Raw genomic sequence first — 14,185 nt, 5'->3', positions numbered from 1 at the left:
GTCGATCATGTTCGGACTCTATATGCTCGCGATATACCTGGGCATCGCCATCATCGTCACCGGCTTCGTCGCCCTGCTCGTCGTCGTCGCGTTGGCGGTGGGACTGGTCACGCATCCCATCCGCACGATCGCCCTCGTGTTCCACAAGCTCGCCGCTCTGGCCGCCGGCCTGGCGCTGCTCCTCGCTCTGGTCGTCTGGTTCTGGACCGACCATGCAAAGCCGGACTTCGTCCCGTGCTTCTGGGGATCCATCGGCGTGATCGTCGCCTCCGTCATCATCCGCGCGTTCGCCGAATGGGTGCTCGAACGGCCCACCAGGGCCGAACGTCGCGCCATGAGCCGGGCCGCCGCCCCCACGTTCGATTCGCGCCTGTAGAATTTATTTTCTGAAACGACGAGTCACAAAGGTTCTGGGCGCCATATGGGCCATTAGGCCGAAGGCCCGGGGCCACGAAATGAGAATCAGGGAGAAAGGGAGTGGCGTGATGTTCGGAATTGAAGCTATATCTGAATTCGAGATGCGACGCCGCGCGGAGAACTTTTCTGCTCCGCCCGCGCCACCATGCTGAGGGACAACCACCCGCCCGCGGAAGGGATGCTGGGGATTCCGGTGTTTGGCCGTCTGAGGACAGCGTTTCACGGGCCGGGCCGATACTCCTTGTCGGTTTCTAATAGGTGATACTGAGGAGTATCTGATTTCAGGAGGAGGATTATGGCATCTGTGCACCACGGTGTTGTCTATACGAAAAAAATGGGTTGTCAACCTGATTCTCGACGTGCCCGCGAGGCACAGGCTGCAGCAGGGCATTCCGATCAGGGAGCACGTCAGGGGATCACGTCTGGAAAGCACCTGGATCCGATTGCAGCTATCATTCGTGACGATCTCATTAATGCGGGTTTCCATCCTGATGAGGTCTATGACCAAGGACGCATGTGCACATTACCGGGCTGGTTCCGTCCCACCAAGAACTGGGACTTGCTGGCGCTTGACAACGGCGAACTCGTAAGCGCTATCGAATTGAAGAGCATTAACAGTTCCTTCGGGAACAACGCCAACAACCGCGCGGAGGAATCAATCGGCTCGGCATTTGACGCGCATACGGCGTTCGATGAGAATCTGCTTGGTTCCAGCAGTATTCCACCGGTCATGGGCTATGTGATGATAGTTCACGATTGTCCGGACAGTCGGATTGTCGGACGTGGGGTGCGGTCAGCGCATTTTCCGATTGACCCTGATTTCGAGGGGGCGTCGTACCTCGATCGTTTTTTGTTGCTCTGTGACCGACTCCGTCGAAAGAGCTTGTACCAGGCCGTCTGGCTCGTGTTCGCGAATCCCGAGGACGGTGTGGCCTATGAGCCTTCGTCGGCACTGACGTATGACAAGTTCATCGCAAACATTGTTATGGCGCTTGGCGTGCATAGGGCGTAAAAGAATGAAAGCAGAATCGATTTCGTTCTTTCGGCTTTTACCGGTTCCGGTAGCCGGTCCGTAGTCTCTATCCGATCGTGCATGTTCCATGGTGTCTAAGTGTTGCAACATTCATGGTCGGGGATACACGGTCGGCCATACGCAGGGGTGAGGGTCTCCGTATACGATGTGAGATGCTCACCCTTGGCCCCTACGGGTGTCGGCGGCGGTCCTTATCCTATTTCGCCGCTGATCTGATACCGCTGGTCGGACCAGGAGAAGATGGTTCCTTCCACTGGGCATATAGTTTGATTTCCCCGCATTTGTCTTTTGGGACCATCGCGTCAAAATCATCCGCGTTTCTTATGCTTACGCCATGACCGTCTTCTTGCGTATTCCATCCTTCAAAGATGAGTCCCTTCTTCCGACTTGAAGGCTGATAGTACGCGCTTTTCGCCGAAAGACCATAGCTTATTATTCTGTGCTCGTTTATTATTTTGAGCTTGCTTTTCTGTCCATCATGGAAGATCACATGATGGCCGTGCAGTGCAAACTCATCCTCGCGGATAAAAGAAATAATACAAATGAGAGAAACTACGATTGAGAAGAAAACCACAAGGCTTAGGATAATGACAAGCACTAATACGCAGATATTATCTATAGCCGATTCGAAATAAACCACTTCAAATAAGATGGAAATACATAGCCAGAATACAAAATTAGAGCCAGCCAACATGCGGCAAAGTGTGGGAGAACAGAACGAATCATGATAATGATCTTCCGAGTCTGGACGATTGGCGAATCTCCATCTATCGATTATGTAATCGATGGCATATCCCACGGCAAGGCTCAAAGGAACAAACAGGGCAGCGATTGCCACCAGCATTAGCTCCCTGGCTAAGAGTTTGGCAGTATATTTCGTGGCTGTCTCAATTGACACTGCAATCGTTGCCGAGAACAACATGGATGTCGACATCCAGGAAAAACCCCATATCGATATTGGGTTATTTGCTTCTTTGACGGCCCGGTATGAACGGTAAGCAACGATATATACAGGAATCCAGATTATCGGCAGGATAAGAAAAGCGAGGAGGAAACCCACGCCTAGTAAGTCTTCCTTTTTAATATTGCTTAAAATGCTGCTTTTCTCAGGGGAAAGCAATCCCGAGAATTTGAGCAAGAAGGGTATTGCCCATAGGATAAGAAGGAGCAGAAGAGAAAAAAGAGTAAAAAAGAAGCTGGCTCTTCTTCGAGACGTTTTCTTCTCGATTAGTTCATTCCGATGTTTTTGTGTTTTCTCTTGTCGCCAACGGCACCATGCATCGTATCTGTTCACTTTTGCTGTCTCTGCGTCGATTTCAGCTTCAAGAAGCACATCAGGATGATTCTCCTTTGCCTGGCGAAGAGATGACAGTCTTGAAAGACGCTTCTGCTGTCTTGAATATGCGTTGTCTCCAATCAAAGTCGATATCTTGATGGCACAATGAGCAACAACAGTCAGAAGGAGAAGAGCTGCCACCAAAGTGTAGGGCCAGTCGTTGCTGCTTTCCGTCATAGTGCTGATGGCTTCAGAAATTAAACCGAAGGTTTCTTTTATTCCATTCATTATCTTGTCCGTAATGTGTCTGATCCTAAAACTACTTCATGCACAACACTAATACTGTCGACCATCTCTTCGGCAAGGGGCGTACTGTGATGGATTCCGAGGGCTGAAACTGATTCCGTTATCTCGTTTTTTCGGTATTCACCGGTTCCGGTATCGCGGTATCCATCAATCCCGTCCAGGCGTTGCCGCTATGGTTGTCGCAACGCCTGGACGGCATTGCCTGGACTGGTTCATTGGTTCCGGTGTTCCAGTCTGTATTGGTTTCGGTATTTACCGGTTCCGGTATTTTGGCATGCGTCATACTTCCGGCTTCGTCAGGGATTCGGTTCGTGCCAGGCATTGGCCTGTGATAGTGGCAGTGCGGATGACGGCGAGCCGCTCAGTCTGTGGCTTTGACCGTTGTATCCTCTGTGTCGCTAGTTTCTTCTTCGGTCGGTTCGGACATGTCGAGTGTTTCGTCCTCGATGAATATGCGTATGGCGTTTCTTGATATGACGATGGTCGAGGCGACATCAACGCCTCCGCCGATCAGGCCGCCGGCGATGGGTACCAGCTTGCCGAGGTTGATCGCGCCTTTCTCGCCGAATTTGGTGAGGAAACGGAAGCCGATCTTCTGATTGATTTTCGTGAACGCGGCTCCGGGGATTTTCTTGATTGCCGCGGTGAGGGACTTCGTGCCGATCTGGATGCCGGTCTCTTTGACGATATCGGCGATTGTCGATCCGGTGAGGCACATGTACACCATCGTCTGCACCTGGTCCGAGTTCACATCGTATCCACCCATCTTCGCGATGGCCGCTATCATCCGCATCTGCACATACATGACGCTGCCGATGTTCGCCGGTATGGTGACGGGGAGGGTGATGATGCCGCCTAGCCCGCTGAGGAACCCCGACGTGCCGCATTTGGCGACCTGCCATCGAGCCAGGCTTCGCGCGGCGGCTTCCGGCGTGTCGTGGTGGGATAGGTAGTCGTCGGCGATTTCATCTACGGAGCGGCTCACCATGGGGATGCCGTTCAGGGCTTTTTCATAAATGGTGTCGAGGATCTTTCCCGCTTTGGCTTCGTTTAGCGGTTCTTCCTGTTCTTGTGCCTCAACTATTATTGTTCCTTTTTCTGCTTCTCGGTCAAGTCTGCTCTTGGTGCGGGAAACACCGTAGCTTCTATAATCGGTGTTGTCGGCGACGATGGTGCCGTTTTAGGGGAAAAGGATGAGAGCTATGGATGACGAACAGGCCGGTTACATGGGCGCGGTCAGATGGGGTGAACTTCAACCATCACGGCGAGCCCGAGTCGGGCGATGCCCGAACCATGGACGACGGGAGCGTGTGGGCGCATATCGCCGGCCCGGATCCGCGGGGTGACGACGACCGGTGGGTGCCTCTGCTGGATTCGGCCGGCGTCGAGGCGGCTGGTGTGAGCGAGGTGCGTTCCCATGACGTGACCATGAGCGTGGCCGCAGGCGACGCGCCAATGTTTCCCGATGATGTGAAGGAGAGGTTCGCCAGGGCCGATTTCATCCTGGACATGTACGAGAGCGGCGTGTACGACCGAGAGGAGGCCGGGGAGAAGCTATTCGACCATCTCTTCGGCAAGGGGCGTGCCGTGATGGACTCCGAGGGCTGAAGCCGATTTCGTTATCTCGTTTTTTCGGTATCTACCGGTTCCGGTATCGCGGTATCCAGTCGGTTGCAGGCATTGCCTCGCGCTATGACCGCGGGTGCCTCACGCGTCTAAGCGTTGTGGCTGTAGCTGTCGCAACACTTAGACGTGTGGGGCCTGTCCCGTTTGATGCCGGTCTTTACCGGTTTTGGTTTTTCAATATTCCGGTTTTTCTGTATCTCGGTAAACCGGTGTCCCGGTATATACCGGTTCCGGTTTCCTGCTGCGGTCCGTTTCAGTCAGCTCTTTTCCTGAAGAATCTTCCTGAGTCCGTCCACCTCTCTGCGGAGCTTGTCGATCTGGCGTTCCTTCTGGTCGATGACGGTGCGTATCACTGTCGGGTCGTCCGTTGGCATGTACTGGTAGGCGAGGAGTTCCACGGCGTCGCGGTGGTGTTCCCTGACGATTCGCTGGTAGCTGTCCACCGCGACGGTGAGGCTGGTGTGGCCGAGGTCATCCATCGTCTCGCGCATGGTCCCTCCCTCGAGGACGAGCATGGTGGCGTGCGTGGCGCGCAATGAGTGGAAGGTGATGTCGGGGCGGCCGATCTTTTCGCGGGCCATGCGGAACGTCCGCTCGATGGTCGTGGGCGGGAGCAGCCATTCGTCCAGCATGGGCGAGTGGAACAGCATGGTGTCGGGCTTGCGGTCCTTGCAGAACTGGCTGATGTGGTCCTCGATGAGCGGGGCGAGCGGTTTGGGGATCGGCACGACCCGCTTGCTGCTTTTGGTCTTCGGCTCGCACAACCGGTATTTGCCCCTGTCGTCGGGGCCGCGGTTGACGGAGTGACGGACATGGAGCTGCAGGTTCTCCAGGTCGATGTCCCTGAGCTGCAGGGCGCATACCTCGCCGAGGCGTAGTCCGCCGACCAGGAGGGAGAGCCAGAGGGTGAGCCGGTAGTAGTCGGGGAACAGGTCTGCCAGCCTTTTGATCTCGTCGGCGGTGATAGGCGGCTGGTCCCGTCGCTTGGACTGCGGTTTGATGACGCGGTACCGGCATGGGCTCGCCGGGATGAGCGGCGGCGTCCCGTCGTTCTGCTCGGTCGCTGCGGCGAGCATGATCCGTTTGAGCGTGCGCGCGGCCTGCTCGAACGTCCAGGCCGTCAGCTCGTCCCTGGCTGTCGTATACCATTCGTCGACCATCTGTCTGGTGATGCGGTCGAGCGGGATGTCTCCGAACGTCTTGTTGAGCCGGCGCAGCACGATCTCGTTGCACCGGTTGGCTCGTCCGGAGAGCTTGCTGCCGTCCGGTTTGCGGTATTTGTCGAAGTAGTCTTTGGCGTATTCCCTGAATGTGGGCATGGTATCGGTGCCTCGCTGCGATGGGTGGACCCATTGGCGGATGCCCTTGTTGTGGAGCGTGACGAGGTAGTGCTCCTCATCGAGCCACCTGTAGGCCTCCGTCTCGTATTCCAGTCCGAAGTTCCGTCCGACCTTCTTGGACGGGTCGAGCGGGTTGACGTATCGCGCCTGGAAACTGGTCGGGTTGCCGTCCGCGTCCTTGCGGACGATCACCGATCCCCATCTCCTGCGCTTCCTCGTGCGTGTGTTTTCCATTGACTTCCCCCTTGGATGGCGGTATGGGCTCGGGCGCCTATCGTCAACGGGAAGTCTCGAATGAAAATCATGAACCGGCCGGTATGGTCGGTGAGGGGAGAGTCAGTCGAGATTATTTTCGGGTGCCTGTAGGTGCCTCGTGGAAAACGAGGGTAATCGGCAGATTTCCCAAGAACGGAAAACCCTGGAAAAAAGCCAAAAACGACCACATGCGATTATCATCGGAGGTGCGCATGATAACTGTAGTCATGGTCTTAAGTGTCTCATGGGCTTGAGACCGGACGGTGGGTGCATGAGCTATGCCCCTTGTGGGACCTGCCCGGTTGTGAGGACTACTCTCGGGAGAGACATGATGTTCGGAGCGGTTATTTCCAGTTGAATGTGTAGCTTTGGTCCGGCTGTTCCTCGCCATGGGTGGTGACGGTCGGGATGTTGCCGTGCCAGGTGACGGTGAAGTTGCCCGAGCCTAATGATTTGCCGTCGTTGTGTAGATCCGTTTTGATTTCCGTGACGTTCTCGGAACCGATAACACCGGGATCGGTGTCCCAAGAGACTTTGACCGTGATGCTGCTTGGGCCGAAGAATATGGGCGAGCCGAGTTCGCTGATGGTCACTTCGCAGGTGCCGTCAGCGGATTTCGCGTTCACGATGCGATGCGACATATCCGTTTGCATCCATATGAGAGTGCAGCCTCCAGCCCAGATCAGCGCGATTGCGAGAATGATATGCTCAACGATGTGTGCCGCTTTATGTGAGTATCCTTCGGTCATAAATGTCCCCACGCTCATGTCATCATGCCATAGCCTTCAACCGGAGCCTTTTCATCGGTCGTTGAAAAGATGATTGGCGATATCGCCCCGACCGCCGAAGCCGGACGGCACGTCACCCAAAGAGTTCTTAGCGAAGTCGAACAATCCCATGGTCATGCCTCTTTACCTTTGGGAAACCAATATGACTACCGTATCAGTTGTCGGCGTCATCGCCGAGGCTTGCGATTTGCGGAAGTGGCCCATATCCATGCACCGCGTCATGGAACGGTACACCGTCTCGCGCGTAATTCGTGCCTGTAGAATCTTTAAAGACCAAGTTTGGAGGGAGCGGAATCATGCCACGCAAGCTGATCATGTGCGGGGACCATCCGGTCCTTGCGTTCGAATACGATTCCGAGTCCGGTCGCGCGTGCTCCTCTGGCGAGGTCCTTGACCATGATCGTCTGCCCCTGGAGTTCACCACGCACGGCAAGAGCGTGCTGTATGCCAAGAGGATCGACGAATGGTGGAGGTCCCGCGCCATCCCCTCCACCCGCGACGGCATCTGCCGCGTGCTCGAATCGCTTGGCGCGGCATCGACCGACGAACTGCTCGACAGGACCTACGGTTTGAGCCTGTCGGACCAGTACTGGGTCAGACGCGAGGACGACCCGGCCGAATGGAAGGACGTCAACTTCTTCGACAATCCCTTCGACGAGGCGCTGGGCGAGATCCTGCTCACCTCGTACTCGTCGTCCCATGACATCAGCCTCAACGTCCCCGACGTGTCCACTGGCGGCGATCTTCCCAAACGCTGGACGATCGACAGGGCCACCGGCAGGAGACTGCTCGTCAAGTCGGGCCGTACTGGCCAGGAGCCCATGAACGAGGTCATCGCCTCGAGGCTCTGCATGCGATTGGGCGTTCCGGCCGTCCGGTATTCCCTGGCACGCAACGGCAACCGTCTGGTGTCCACATGCGCGGACATGCTCTCCAATCATGAGGAGCTGGTCTCCGCCTGGCAGGTGCTCCAATCCGTCAAGGCCGTCAACGGCCTCAACTCGCATGACCAGTGGATCCGCGCCGCCGTCGGCTTCGGCGCAGACGAACGGGCGGTTCGTGACGCCACGGACGATTGGCTCGTGGTCGACTACCTCATGCGCAATACAGATAGGCATTACAACAACTTCGGTCTGATCCGGAACATCGAGACCCTTGCGGTCCGTCCGGCCCCGATCTACGACACCGGCGCGAGCCTGTGGAGCGGCGAGCTCGATGTGGACGACCGCGACTGGTTCGCCAAGCCGTTCTATTCGGCGACCGGTCGCCCCTCGGCCTTGCGGCAGCTCAAACTGGTGGAGGATTGGGGCCGGTTCGATCTGGATGCTCTGTCGGACTGGCCCGACGAGGTGGCGCACGAGTTGTCGCGCATGCGCATGTTCGCGCCCGAACGCCTCGATGCCATCCGGGTACAGTTGGTAAAGCGTATCGGGATGCTCCGCAGGATCAGGGAGGGTGAGGTCCTTCGTGTTTCTGGCCCGATTCGCAATAAAACGGATTTGATGGGCAGGTTCGGCGAGACGTTGCGGAAGAACCTTGGACAACGGGACGGGGATGCCAGAAGCGTCGGAACCGGACCGGATGCGTTGAGCCGTCATCTGAACCGCTAGCGCAACGAATCACTACTGGAATAATGGACTTTGCAACCGGAACACGAAAAGAGGAGCATGATGGCCAATCCCGAGCTGTCGCGGCACATCCAGGCCCTTCCCGACGAGCTGAACGCCCTTGAAAGGGGACGGGAGATTTCCGAACGCCTGCGGAGGATCGACGCGCTGAAGGACCGGGCCCGCTCGCTGGAGCCGTTGGACGGTGTCGAGGACATGGCGTTGGCGGATTACGACCGCGACTGGCTGGTGCGCTACACCTACAATTCGAACGCCATCGAGGGGTCCACGCTGACCCTGGAGGACACGTCGCTGGTGCTGGAGGGCGAGTTCGTCCCATCGGACTCGCCGGCCAGATACGTGTTCGCAGCGCGAGGGGTCGCTGACGGCATGGCCTACGTGCGCGAATATGCCAAGGAGGGGCGGAAGCTGAACGAGGAGCTGATCCGTCGTCTACACGAGGTGACCGCATTGGATCTCCAGCCGTTCGCCCGCGGCACGTTCCGTCCTTATGGCTATTTGGCGCGGATCACCGCCACCCGAGTCAAGACTGCGGACCCGCTGGAGATTCGTGACGACCTGCAAGTCCTGGTCGACGTGCTGAACGGGAGCGGCGCGCATCCGCTGCTCAAGGCGGCCGGATTCCATGCGATGTTCGAGAACATCCATCCGTTCATGGACGGCAACGGGCGGACCGGCCGCCAGTTGCTCAACTTCATGCTGCTGAAGCACGGTTATCGTCCCGTGGCGATTAAGTATGACGCCAAGCGTGACTATGCCCGCGGTCTGGAGGCCTGGCAGGTGGATGGCGATTCCGCGGCGTTCTGTTCCGTTTTCCTCGACTGCGTGGAGCAGGAGGAACAGTCGTTCATCGAACTGGTCGAGGGGCTGCGCCGGGGCCCGGACCCCGACCATTCCATCCATAACAAGGCCGACCTGGCTGATAGATTCGGTGAATCGATGCGGGCAAGGCTTGCCCAGAATAGCGCGCGTGATGTCCATGCCGTATCAGAGACGCATGAGCGTCGTCCGACCTTGTGAGGACTGGTTTAAGGAAGGAGCTCCATGTCTGAAACGCGCATTCCCTCGCCGACGGAAATCGAAGCGCGGCGCACTCCCGCCGGCGGCTGGACCAAAGCCCAACTGGCCCAATGGGGCGTGCCGTGGCCTCCGTCGAAAGGCTGGCGGCAAAAGCTCGTCCGCGAATGGAAAGAACAGCAGGCATACACTCCGGAACTTTCGGAATTCCGCAAGCCGATGCCTGTGCCAGATGGAATGGTCCAAGGAGACCTGTTCTGATCTGCCCTGTGGGTTGCGCTCAAGGTGCGGCGCACTGGTGGCGTATATGTGGCGTCATTCCACGGTTCGTGTTGATACTCGCCGCCAGTGAGAAAACCTCGGTAGTGGTTTTCCGCCAGGCAACAATGGGGACTATCTGATTTCGGGAGGATTATGGCGTCTGCGCACCATGGTGTTGTCTATACGAAAAAATGGGTTGTCGACCTGATTTTCGACGTGGCTGGCTATGTGTCAGGGGTCGGCATACCCCACATCTAAGTGTTGCGGCGATGGGTGCCACAACACTTAGATGTGGGGTATGCAAGGCTGTTTCGTTTGCCCCGTTCCGTCATGCCGGTCTCGGTTTCTTGGTGTTCCGGTTTTTGGTATATCGGTCTCCATCGGTTCCGGTATTCCAGTGTTCCGTCATTCCGTTGTGTCGGTTTTCCGGTTTTCCGGTATCATGTTCGGGCAGGATCAGCTTGAGCCGGTCCACCTCGTCGCGGAGCTTGCCGATCTGGCGTTCCTTTCGGGCGATGAGGGTGCGGATTGCCGTCGGGTCGTCCGTTGGCAGGTAACGGTAGGCGAGCAGTTCCGCGGTGTCCCGGTGGTGCTCCCTGACGATGCGTTGGTAGCTGTTCACGGCGACGGACAGGCTGCTGAGGAAGGAGCTCGTGTGCCGGAACCACTACGCCGCGATCGAGCAGCTGAGGCACGACCCCGACGACTACGTGTGGTGGTCCGACAACCGGCGGCTCCGTTCCACCCTCGGATACCGGAGTCCGAAGGAATTCACTGAACAGGGACTCATCCTCTAAGAAACCGTCCAACACACCGTTGCCAATTCATCTTGGACATGCCTGACGGAACACGCTGAATTGCGATAATGATTTGACATCATATCCTGTTCCTTCCAATATGTTACTAAAGCGCTTTAGTCTTCTGCGGGCGATGGCGCATGTAGATATGTTTCCCATGAACGGGCAGCACAATGATGTGGCCGCACAAGCGGCAGAGATAAGGGGAGTGAACAGCAGATGTTCCTGAAACCTGAACAGCAACTGGAGCGGTGCAAGCGCATAGTGCGTCAGCGCGTGGACCCTCATATCCACCCATCGATCGCACAGCTTGCGGTGGAGTCCTTTGACATTCCCGGAGAGCCAATGCCCACTGACGAGTTCTTCGCGAAGCTCAATCGAGGGGACATCGACTTCAAGCCGTTTACGCTCGGCAGCGAATGGGGCACCACATGGGGCACGGTCTGGTTCCGCCTGACCGGTACTGTGCCGGCCGGCTACCCGAAAGGCAAACCGCTGGAGCTCATCCTCGACCTCGGCTGGTACTCGCACTCCTGCGGCGGCCATATCGAGGGCCTCGTCTACCGTGCCGACGGCACCGCCATCAAAGCTGTACACCCGCTCAACTATTGGGTGCCGTTCATGGATGCTGAAGGCAACGCGCAAGTGTCGGTCGCCGAAGACGGCAGCTTCACCCTGTACCTCGAAGCCGCCAGCAACCCGCTCCTGCTCGGTGTACCTCCGTTCGTTGAGACTGAACTGGGCGACCATGCCACCGGCAAGCCGGATGAGCCGTACGTATTCAAGTCCGCCGATCTGACCGAATTCGATGAACGCTACGAGAACTACTCCGTGGATCTTGACGTGGTGAGCTCCCTGATGGAACTCGCCGACAAGCAGTCGCCGCGCTACTGGCAACTCGCCAAAGCGCTGCAGCGCTCGCTGAACGCCTACGACGAGCGCAACCCCGAATCCGTGGAAGCCGCGCGCGCTGCACTCGCCGGCGTACTGGCCAAGCCGGCCAACGCCTCGGCCATGAACGTCAGCGCCATCGGCCACGCACATATCGACTCCGCATGGCTGTGGCCGGTGCGCGAGACACGCCGCAAGGTGGCCCGCACCGTATCCAACGCATTGGCTCTGATGGACGCCGACCCCGACTTCAAATACGCGATGAGCTCCGCCCAGCAGTACGCCTGGCTGGAAGAGGATCATCCGGACATCTTCAAGCGCATGAAACAGCGCATCGAAGAAGGTCGGTTCATCCCGGTCGGCGGCATGTGGGTGGAAGCCGATGGCATGCTGCCCGCCGGCGAATCGCTGATTCGCCAGATTGCATATGGCCGCAAATACTTCAAGGAACATCTCGGTGTGGAGCCCAAGGGCGTATGGCTGCCGGACAGCTTCGGATACACCGGCGCATGGCCGCAGATCGCCCGCCGTGCCGGGTACGAATGGTTCCTCACGCAGAAGATCTCGTGGAACGATACCACCAAGTTCCCGCACCACTCGTTCATGTGGGAAGGCATCGACGGCTCGCGCATCTTCACCCACTTCCCGCCGGCGGATACTTATGCTGCTTGGTGCAAGGTTCAGGAACTCGACTACGCCGAGAAGAACTTCCAAGACAAGGATCTCGCCGACCGCTCGCTTCTGCTCTTCGGTTTCGGTGATGGCGGTGGCGGCCCCACGCGCAACATGATGGAGCACCTGCACCGCTACGAGAACCTCGAAGGCGTCTCCAAGGTGAGCATCGAAGAGCCGAACGACTTCTTCGACAAGGCGCATCAGCAGCTTGCAAAGAACGCCGGCCCGGAAATGCCCGTCTGGAAGGGCGAGCTGTATCTCGAACTGCACCGTGGCGCCTTGACCTCGCAACAGGACATGAAACGCGGCTGCCGCCAAGAGGAATCGCTGTTGCGCACGGTCGAATACCTGGGCGCAGCCGCCACGTTGGCCGACCCGAACTATGACTATCCGCGCGAAGAACTGGACCGTATCTGGAAGACCCTGATGCTTAACCAGTTCCATGACGTGCTGCCGGGGTCATCCATCGCATGGGTGCACCGCGAAGCCCGCGAGGACTATCGCCGTGACCTGAAGCGTCTCGCTGAAATCGCCCAAGACATGTGCGCCGTGCTGCGCAAGGTCAACCCGCAGGCCGACTTGCTCGCCGAGGCCCGCATCAGTCAGTTCCGCAATGACGGCTCGTCTTGGCGTGCCGACCGCATCAACGAACCGACCGACGCGCTTTCCGTGCTGACTCAGACGCTGGACAACGGCCGTGTACTTCTGGCCAACGGTGTACTGTCCGTCACCATCGAGGCCGACGGTACGATTTCTTCGCTGTTTGATGAGGAGCATAACCATGAACTGGTCCCGGCCGGCACCCGACTGGGCCGATACGAGCTGTTGAAGGACGAGCCCGCCGTTTGGGATGCGTGGGAGATCGAACGCGAATCCCTGCTCATGGCGAATGCCGTGACCGGATCAATCGAGTCGGTGAATACCGAAAACGGTGCGGCACAGGTCCACGTGCATACCGCCGACGGTGATACCGTCATTACCACCACCATCACGCTACGCCCCGGCTCGCACACGCTCGACTTCCATGCCGATATCGATTGGCACGAACGCGAGCGCTTCCTCAAGGTCGATCTGCCTCTGGGCATTGTGGCCGATCAGGCGACCTACGACTGCCAGTATGGTCTGATCCGCCGCCCAATTGTCAAAAACACCGCATCCGACGAAGCCAAGTATGAGAGCAGCACGAACCGTTTCGCCATTATCGGTGATGCCGGTTACGCCGTGGCCGTCATCAACGGATCGGTATACGGGTCCGATGCTTCACCGATCGCCGGGAACTCCGCCGAAGGTCGTGACTCGGGCACTATGTTCCGACTGTCATTGCTCTCCGCGCCGACCTTCCCCGACCCGCGCACCGATATCGGCTCGCACGAGTTCGACTGGTCCGTGGTGGCCGACGCCACGGTGGACCGTGCGCTTGACGCCGCCGGTGTGCTCAACGCACCGGTACTCCATGATGTGCCCGATATCACGCCGCTCGCCTCGATCGAGTCCGTCAATGGCACCGTGGTGCTGGACTGGATGAAGCTGGCCGATGATGGTTCCGGCGACCTGATCGTACGTGCCTATGAGGCGGCCGGCGGCAGGGCCGATGCCACGCTGCATGTCTGCCCGGCGCTCGCAGGCGCTTCGGTGCATGAGACCAACGTGTTGGAAGGCGACGATCTGGCCGCCGACCTGCCGGTCGCGCTGCAAGACGGTAGACAGAACGCCGAAGGCGCCACACTGCACTTCGGCCCGTTCCAGCTCGCCACCCTGCGTATCACGCGCTGAATTTTCGCCTGACGCTTCTGCCTCCTTGTACCATGAGGGGGCAGAAGTATGTCGTATTACGGTTTCTCCAATTACCATCCCTCCCACCCCTACCACCAGACA

At 58.0% G+C, this 14,185-nt stretch carries 13 protein-coding genes; 8 read left to right on the top strand and 5 right to left on the bottom strand.

What is annotated here, in order from left to right; genetic code table 11:
* Window positions 1-7: 7 nt before the first annotated feature.
* Together NBH12_RS07175 and NBH12_RS07170 are read left to right on the top strand one after the other, a co-directional pair.
* The gene (locus NBH12_RS07175) at window positions 8-376 is read left to right on the top strand and encodes a hypothetical protein (protein WP_003831769.1); all 369 of its coding nucleotides are present in this window, start codon (window positions 8-10) and stop codon (window positions 374-376) included.
* A 336-nt stretch (window positions 377-712) separates the two neighbouring features.
* Complete coding sequence (locus tag NBH12_RS07170) at window positions 713-1,429, top strand: PaeR7I family type II restriction endonuclease (RefSeq protein ID WP_250819319.1); 717 nt, start codon at window positions 713-715, stop codon at window positions 1,427-1,429.
* A 217-nt stretch (window positions 1,430-1,646) separates the two neighbouring features.
* Here NBH12_RS07170 and NBH12_RS07165 read toward each other — a convergent pair whose 3' ends face one another.
* Together NBH12_RS07165 and NBH12_RS07160 are read right to left on the bottom strand one after the other, a co-directional pair.
* On the bottom strand, window positions 1,647-3,014 hold the full coding sequence (locus NBH12_RS07165) for a hypothetical protein (protein WP_015713667.1): 1,368 nt from the start codon (window positions 3,012-3,014) through the stop codon (window positions 1,647-1,649).
* Between the two features lie 379 nt (window positions 3,015-3,393).
* Complete coding sequence (locus NBH12_RS07160) at window positions 3,394-4,020, bottom strand: EcsC family protein (protein ID WP_015713666.1); 627 nt, start codon at window positions 4,018-4,020, stop codon at window positions 3,394-3,396.
* Window positions 4,021-4,238: 218 nt separating this feature from the next.
* Between NBH12_RS07160 and NBH12_RS07155 the strand changes: the two genes are divergently transcribed.
* A complete protein-coding gene (locus NBH12_RS07155) occupies window positions 4,239-4,640 on the top strand; it encodes a hypothetical protein (RefSeq protein WP_236716386.1) in 402 nt (133 codons plus the stop codon).
* Between the two features lie 275 nt (window positions 4,641-4,915).
* Here NBH12_RS07155 and NBH12_RS07150 read toward each other — a convergent pair whose 3' ends face one another.
* Together NBH12_RS07150 and NBH12_RS07145 are read right to left on the bottom strand one after the other, a co-directional pair.
* A complete protein-coding gene (locus NBH12_RS07150; RefSeq protein ID WP_003831770.1) occupies window positions 4,916-6,232 on the bottom strand; it encodes a tyrosine-type recombinase/integrase in 1,317 nt (438 codons plus the stop codon).
* Window positions 6,233-6,597: 365 nt separating this feature from the next.
* Window positions 6,598-6,894, bottom strand: a complete 297-nt coding sequence (locus NBH12_RS07145; protein ID WP_014483669.1) for a hypothetical protein — start codon at window positions 6,892-6,894, stop codon at window positions 6,598-6,600.
* A 443-nt stretch (window positions 6,895-7,337) separates the two neighbouring features.
* Between NBH12_RS07145 and NBH12_RS07140 the strand changes: the two genes are divergently transcribed.
* Genes NBH12_RS07140 through NBH12_RS07130 form a run of 3 tightly spaced genes read left to right on the top strand, consistent with a single transcriptional unit; the run spans window position 7,338 to window position 9,947 of the window.
* Entirely contained in the window at window positions 7,338-8,651 is a 1,314-nt protein-coding gene (locus tag NBH12_RS07140; protein ID WP_016462836.1) for a HipA domain-containing protein, read from the top strand.
* 60 nt (window positions 8,652-8,711) lie between these two features.
* Window positions 8,712-9,689 (top strand): Fic family protein, encoded by a 978-nt coding sequence (locus NBH12_RS07135; protein WP_016462837.1) that lies wholly within the window; start codon window positions 8,712-8,714, stop codon window positions 9,687-9,689.
* Window positions 9,690-9,713: 24 nt separating this feature from the next.
* A complete protein-coding gene (locus NBH12_RS07130) occupies window positions 9,714-9,947 on the top strand; it encodes a hypothetical protein (RefSeq protein ID WP_014483672.1) in 234 nt (77 codons plus the stop codon).
* Between the two features lie 328 nt (window positions 9,948-10,275).
* Here the strand turns inward: NBH12_RS07130 and NBH12_RS07125 are convergent, their stop codons facing one another.
* Window positions 10,276-10,569, bottom strand: coding sequence for a hypothetical protein (locus NBH12_RS07125; protein WP_025263025.1), 294 nt, complete (start codon window positions 10,567-10,569; stop codon window positions 10,276-10,278).
* 31 nt (window positions 10,570-10,600) lie between these two features.
* Here NBH12_RS07125 and NBH12_RS07120 point away from each other — a divergent pair, with 31 nt between their 5' ends.
* Window positions 10,601-10,744 (top strand): IS3 family transposase, encoded by a 144-nt coding sequence (locus tag NBH12_RS07120; RefSeq protein ID WP_230473570.1) that lies wholly within the window; start codon window positions 10,601-10,603, stop codon window positions 10,742-10,744.
* 219 nt (window positions 10,745-10,963) lie between these two features.
* Window positions 10,964-14,083 carry an alpha-mannosidase gene (locus NBH12_RS07115; RefSeq protein ID WP_016462839.1) on the top strand — a complete coding sequence of 1,040 codons (3,120 nt, stop codon included), beginning with the start codon at window positions 10,964-10,966 and terminating at the stop codon, window positions 14,081-14,083.
* Window positions 14,084-14,185: the final 102 nt, after the last annotated feature.

The organism is Bifidobacterium sp. M3-N-101, from assembly GCF_023656805.1.
Classification (GTDB): Bacteria; Actinomycetota; Actinomycetes; order Actinomycetales; family Bifidobacteriaceae; genus Bifidobacterium; species Bifidobacterium breve.
The sequence above is the reverse complement of the archived record's forward strand: the minus strand, read 5'-3'. Positions and strand labels throughout refer to the sequence as shown.

What these genes read in the sequence shown, in the direction of transcription:
- NBH12_RS07150 (WP_003831770.1), bottom strand. Translation starts at nt 6,232, where the DNA reads ATGGAAAACACACGCACGAGGAAGCGCAGGAGATGGGGATCGGTGATC.
- NBH12_RS07175 (WP_003831769.1), top strand. Translation starts at nt 8, where the DNA reads ATGTTCGGACTCTATATGCTCGCGATATACCTGGGCATCGCCATCATC.
- NBH12_RS07165 (WP_015713667.1), bottom strand. Translation starts at nt 3,014, where the DNA reads ATGAATGGAATAAAAGAAACCTTCGGTTTAATTTCTGAAGCCATCAGC.
- NBH12_RS07140 (WP_016462836.1), top strand. Translation starts at nt 7,338, where the DNA reads ATGCCACGCAAGCTGATCATGTGCGGGGACCATCCGGTCCTTGCGTTC.
- NBH12_RS07130 (WP_014483672.1), top strand. Translation starts at nt 9,714, where the DNA reads ATGTCTGAAACGCGCATTCCCTCGCCGACGGAAATCGAAGCGCGGCGC.
- NBH12_RS07135 (WP_016462837.1), top strand. Translation starts at nt 8,712, where the DNA reads ATGGCCAATCCCGAGCTGTCGCGGCACATCCAGGCCCTTCCCGACGAG.
- NBH12_RS07145 (WP_014483669.1), bottom strand. Translation starts at nt 6,894, where the DNA reads ATGTCGCATCGCATCGTGAACGCGAAATCCGCTGACGGCACCTGCGAA.
- NBH12_RS07160 (WP_015713666.1), bottom strand. Translation starts at nt 4,020, where the DNA reads ATGGTGAGCCGCTCCGTAGATGAAATCGCCGACGACTACCTATCCCAC.
- NBH12_RS07170 (WP_250819319.1), top strand. Translation starts at nt 713, where the DNA reads ATGGCATCTGTGCACCACGGTGTTGTCTATACGAAAAAAATGGGTTGT.
- NBH12_RS07155 (WP_236716386.1), top strand. Translation starts at nt 4,239, where the DNA reads ATGACGAACAGGCCGGTTACATGGGCGCGGTCAGATGGGGTGAACTTC.
- NBH12_RS07115 (WP_016462839.1), top strand. Translation starts at nt 10,964, where the DNA reads ATGTTCCTGAAACCTGAACAGCAACTGGAGCGGTGCAAGCGCATAGTG.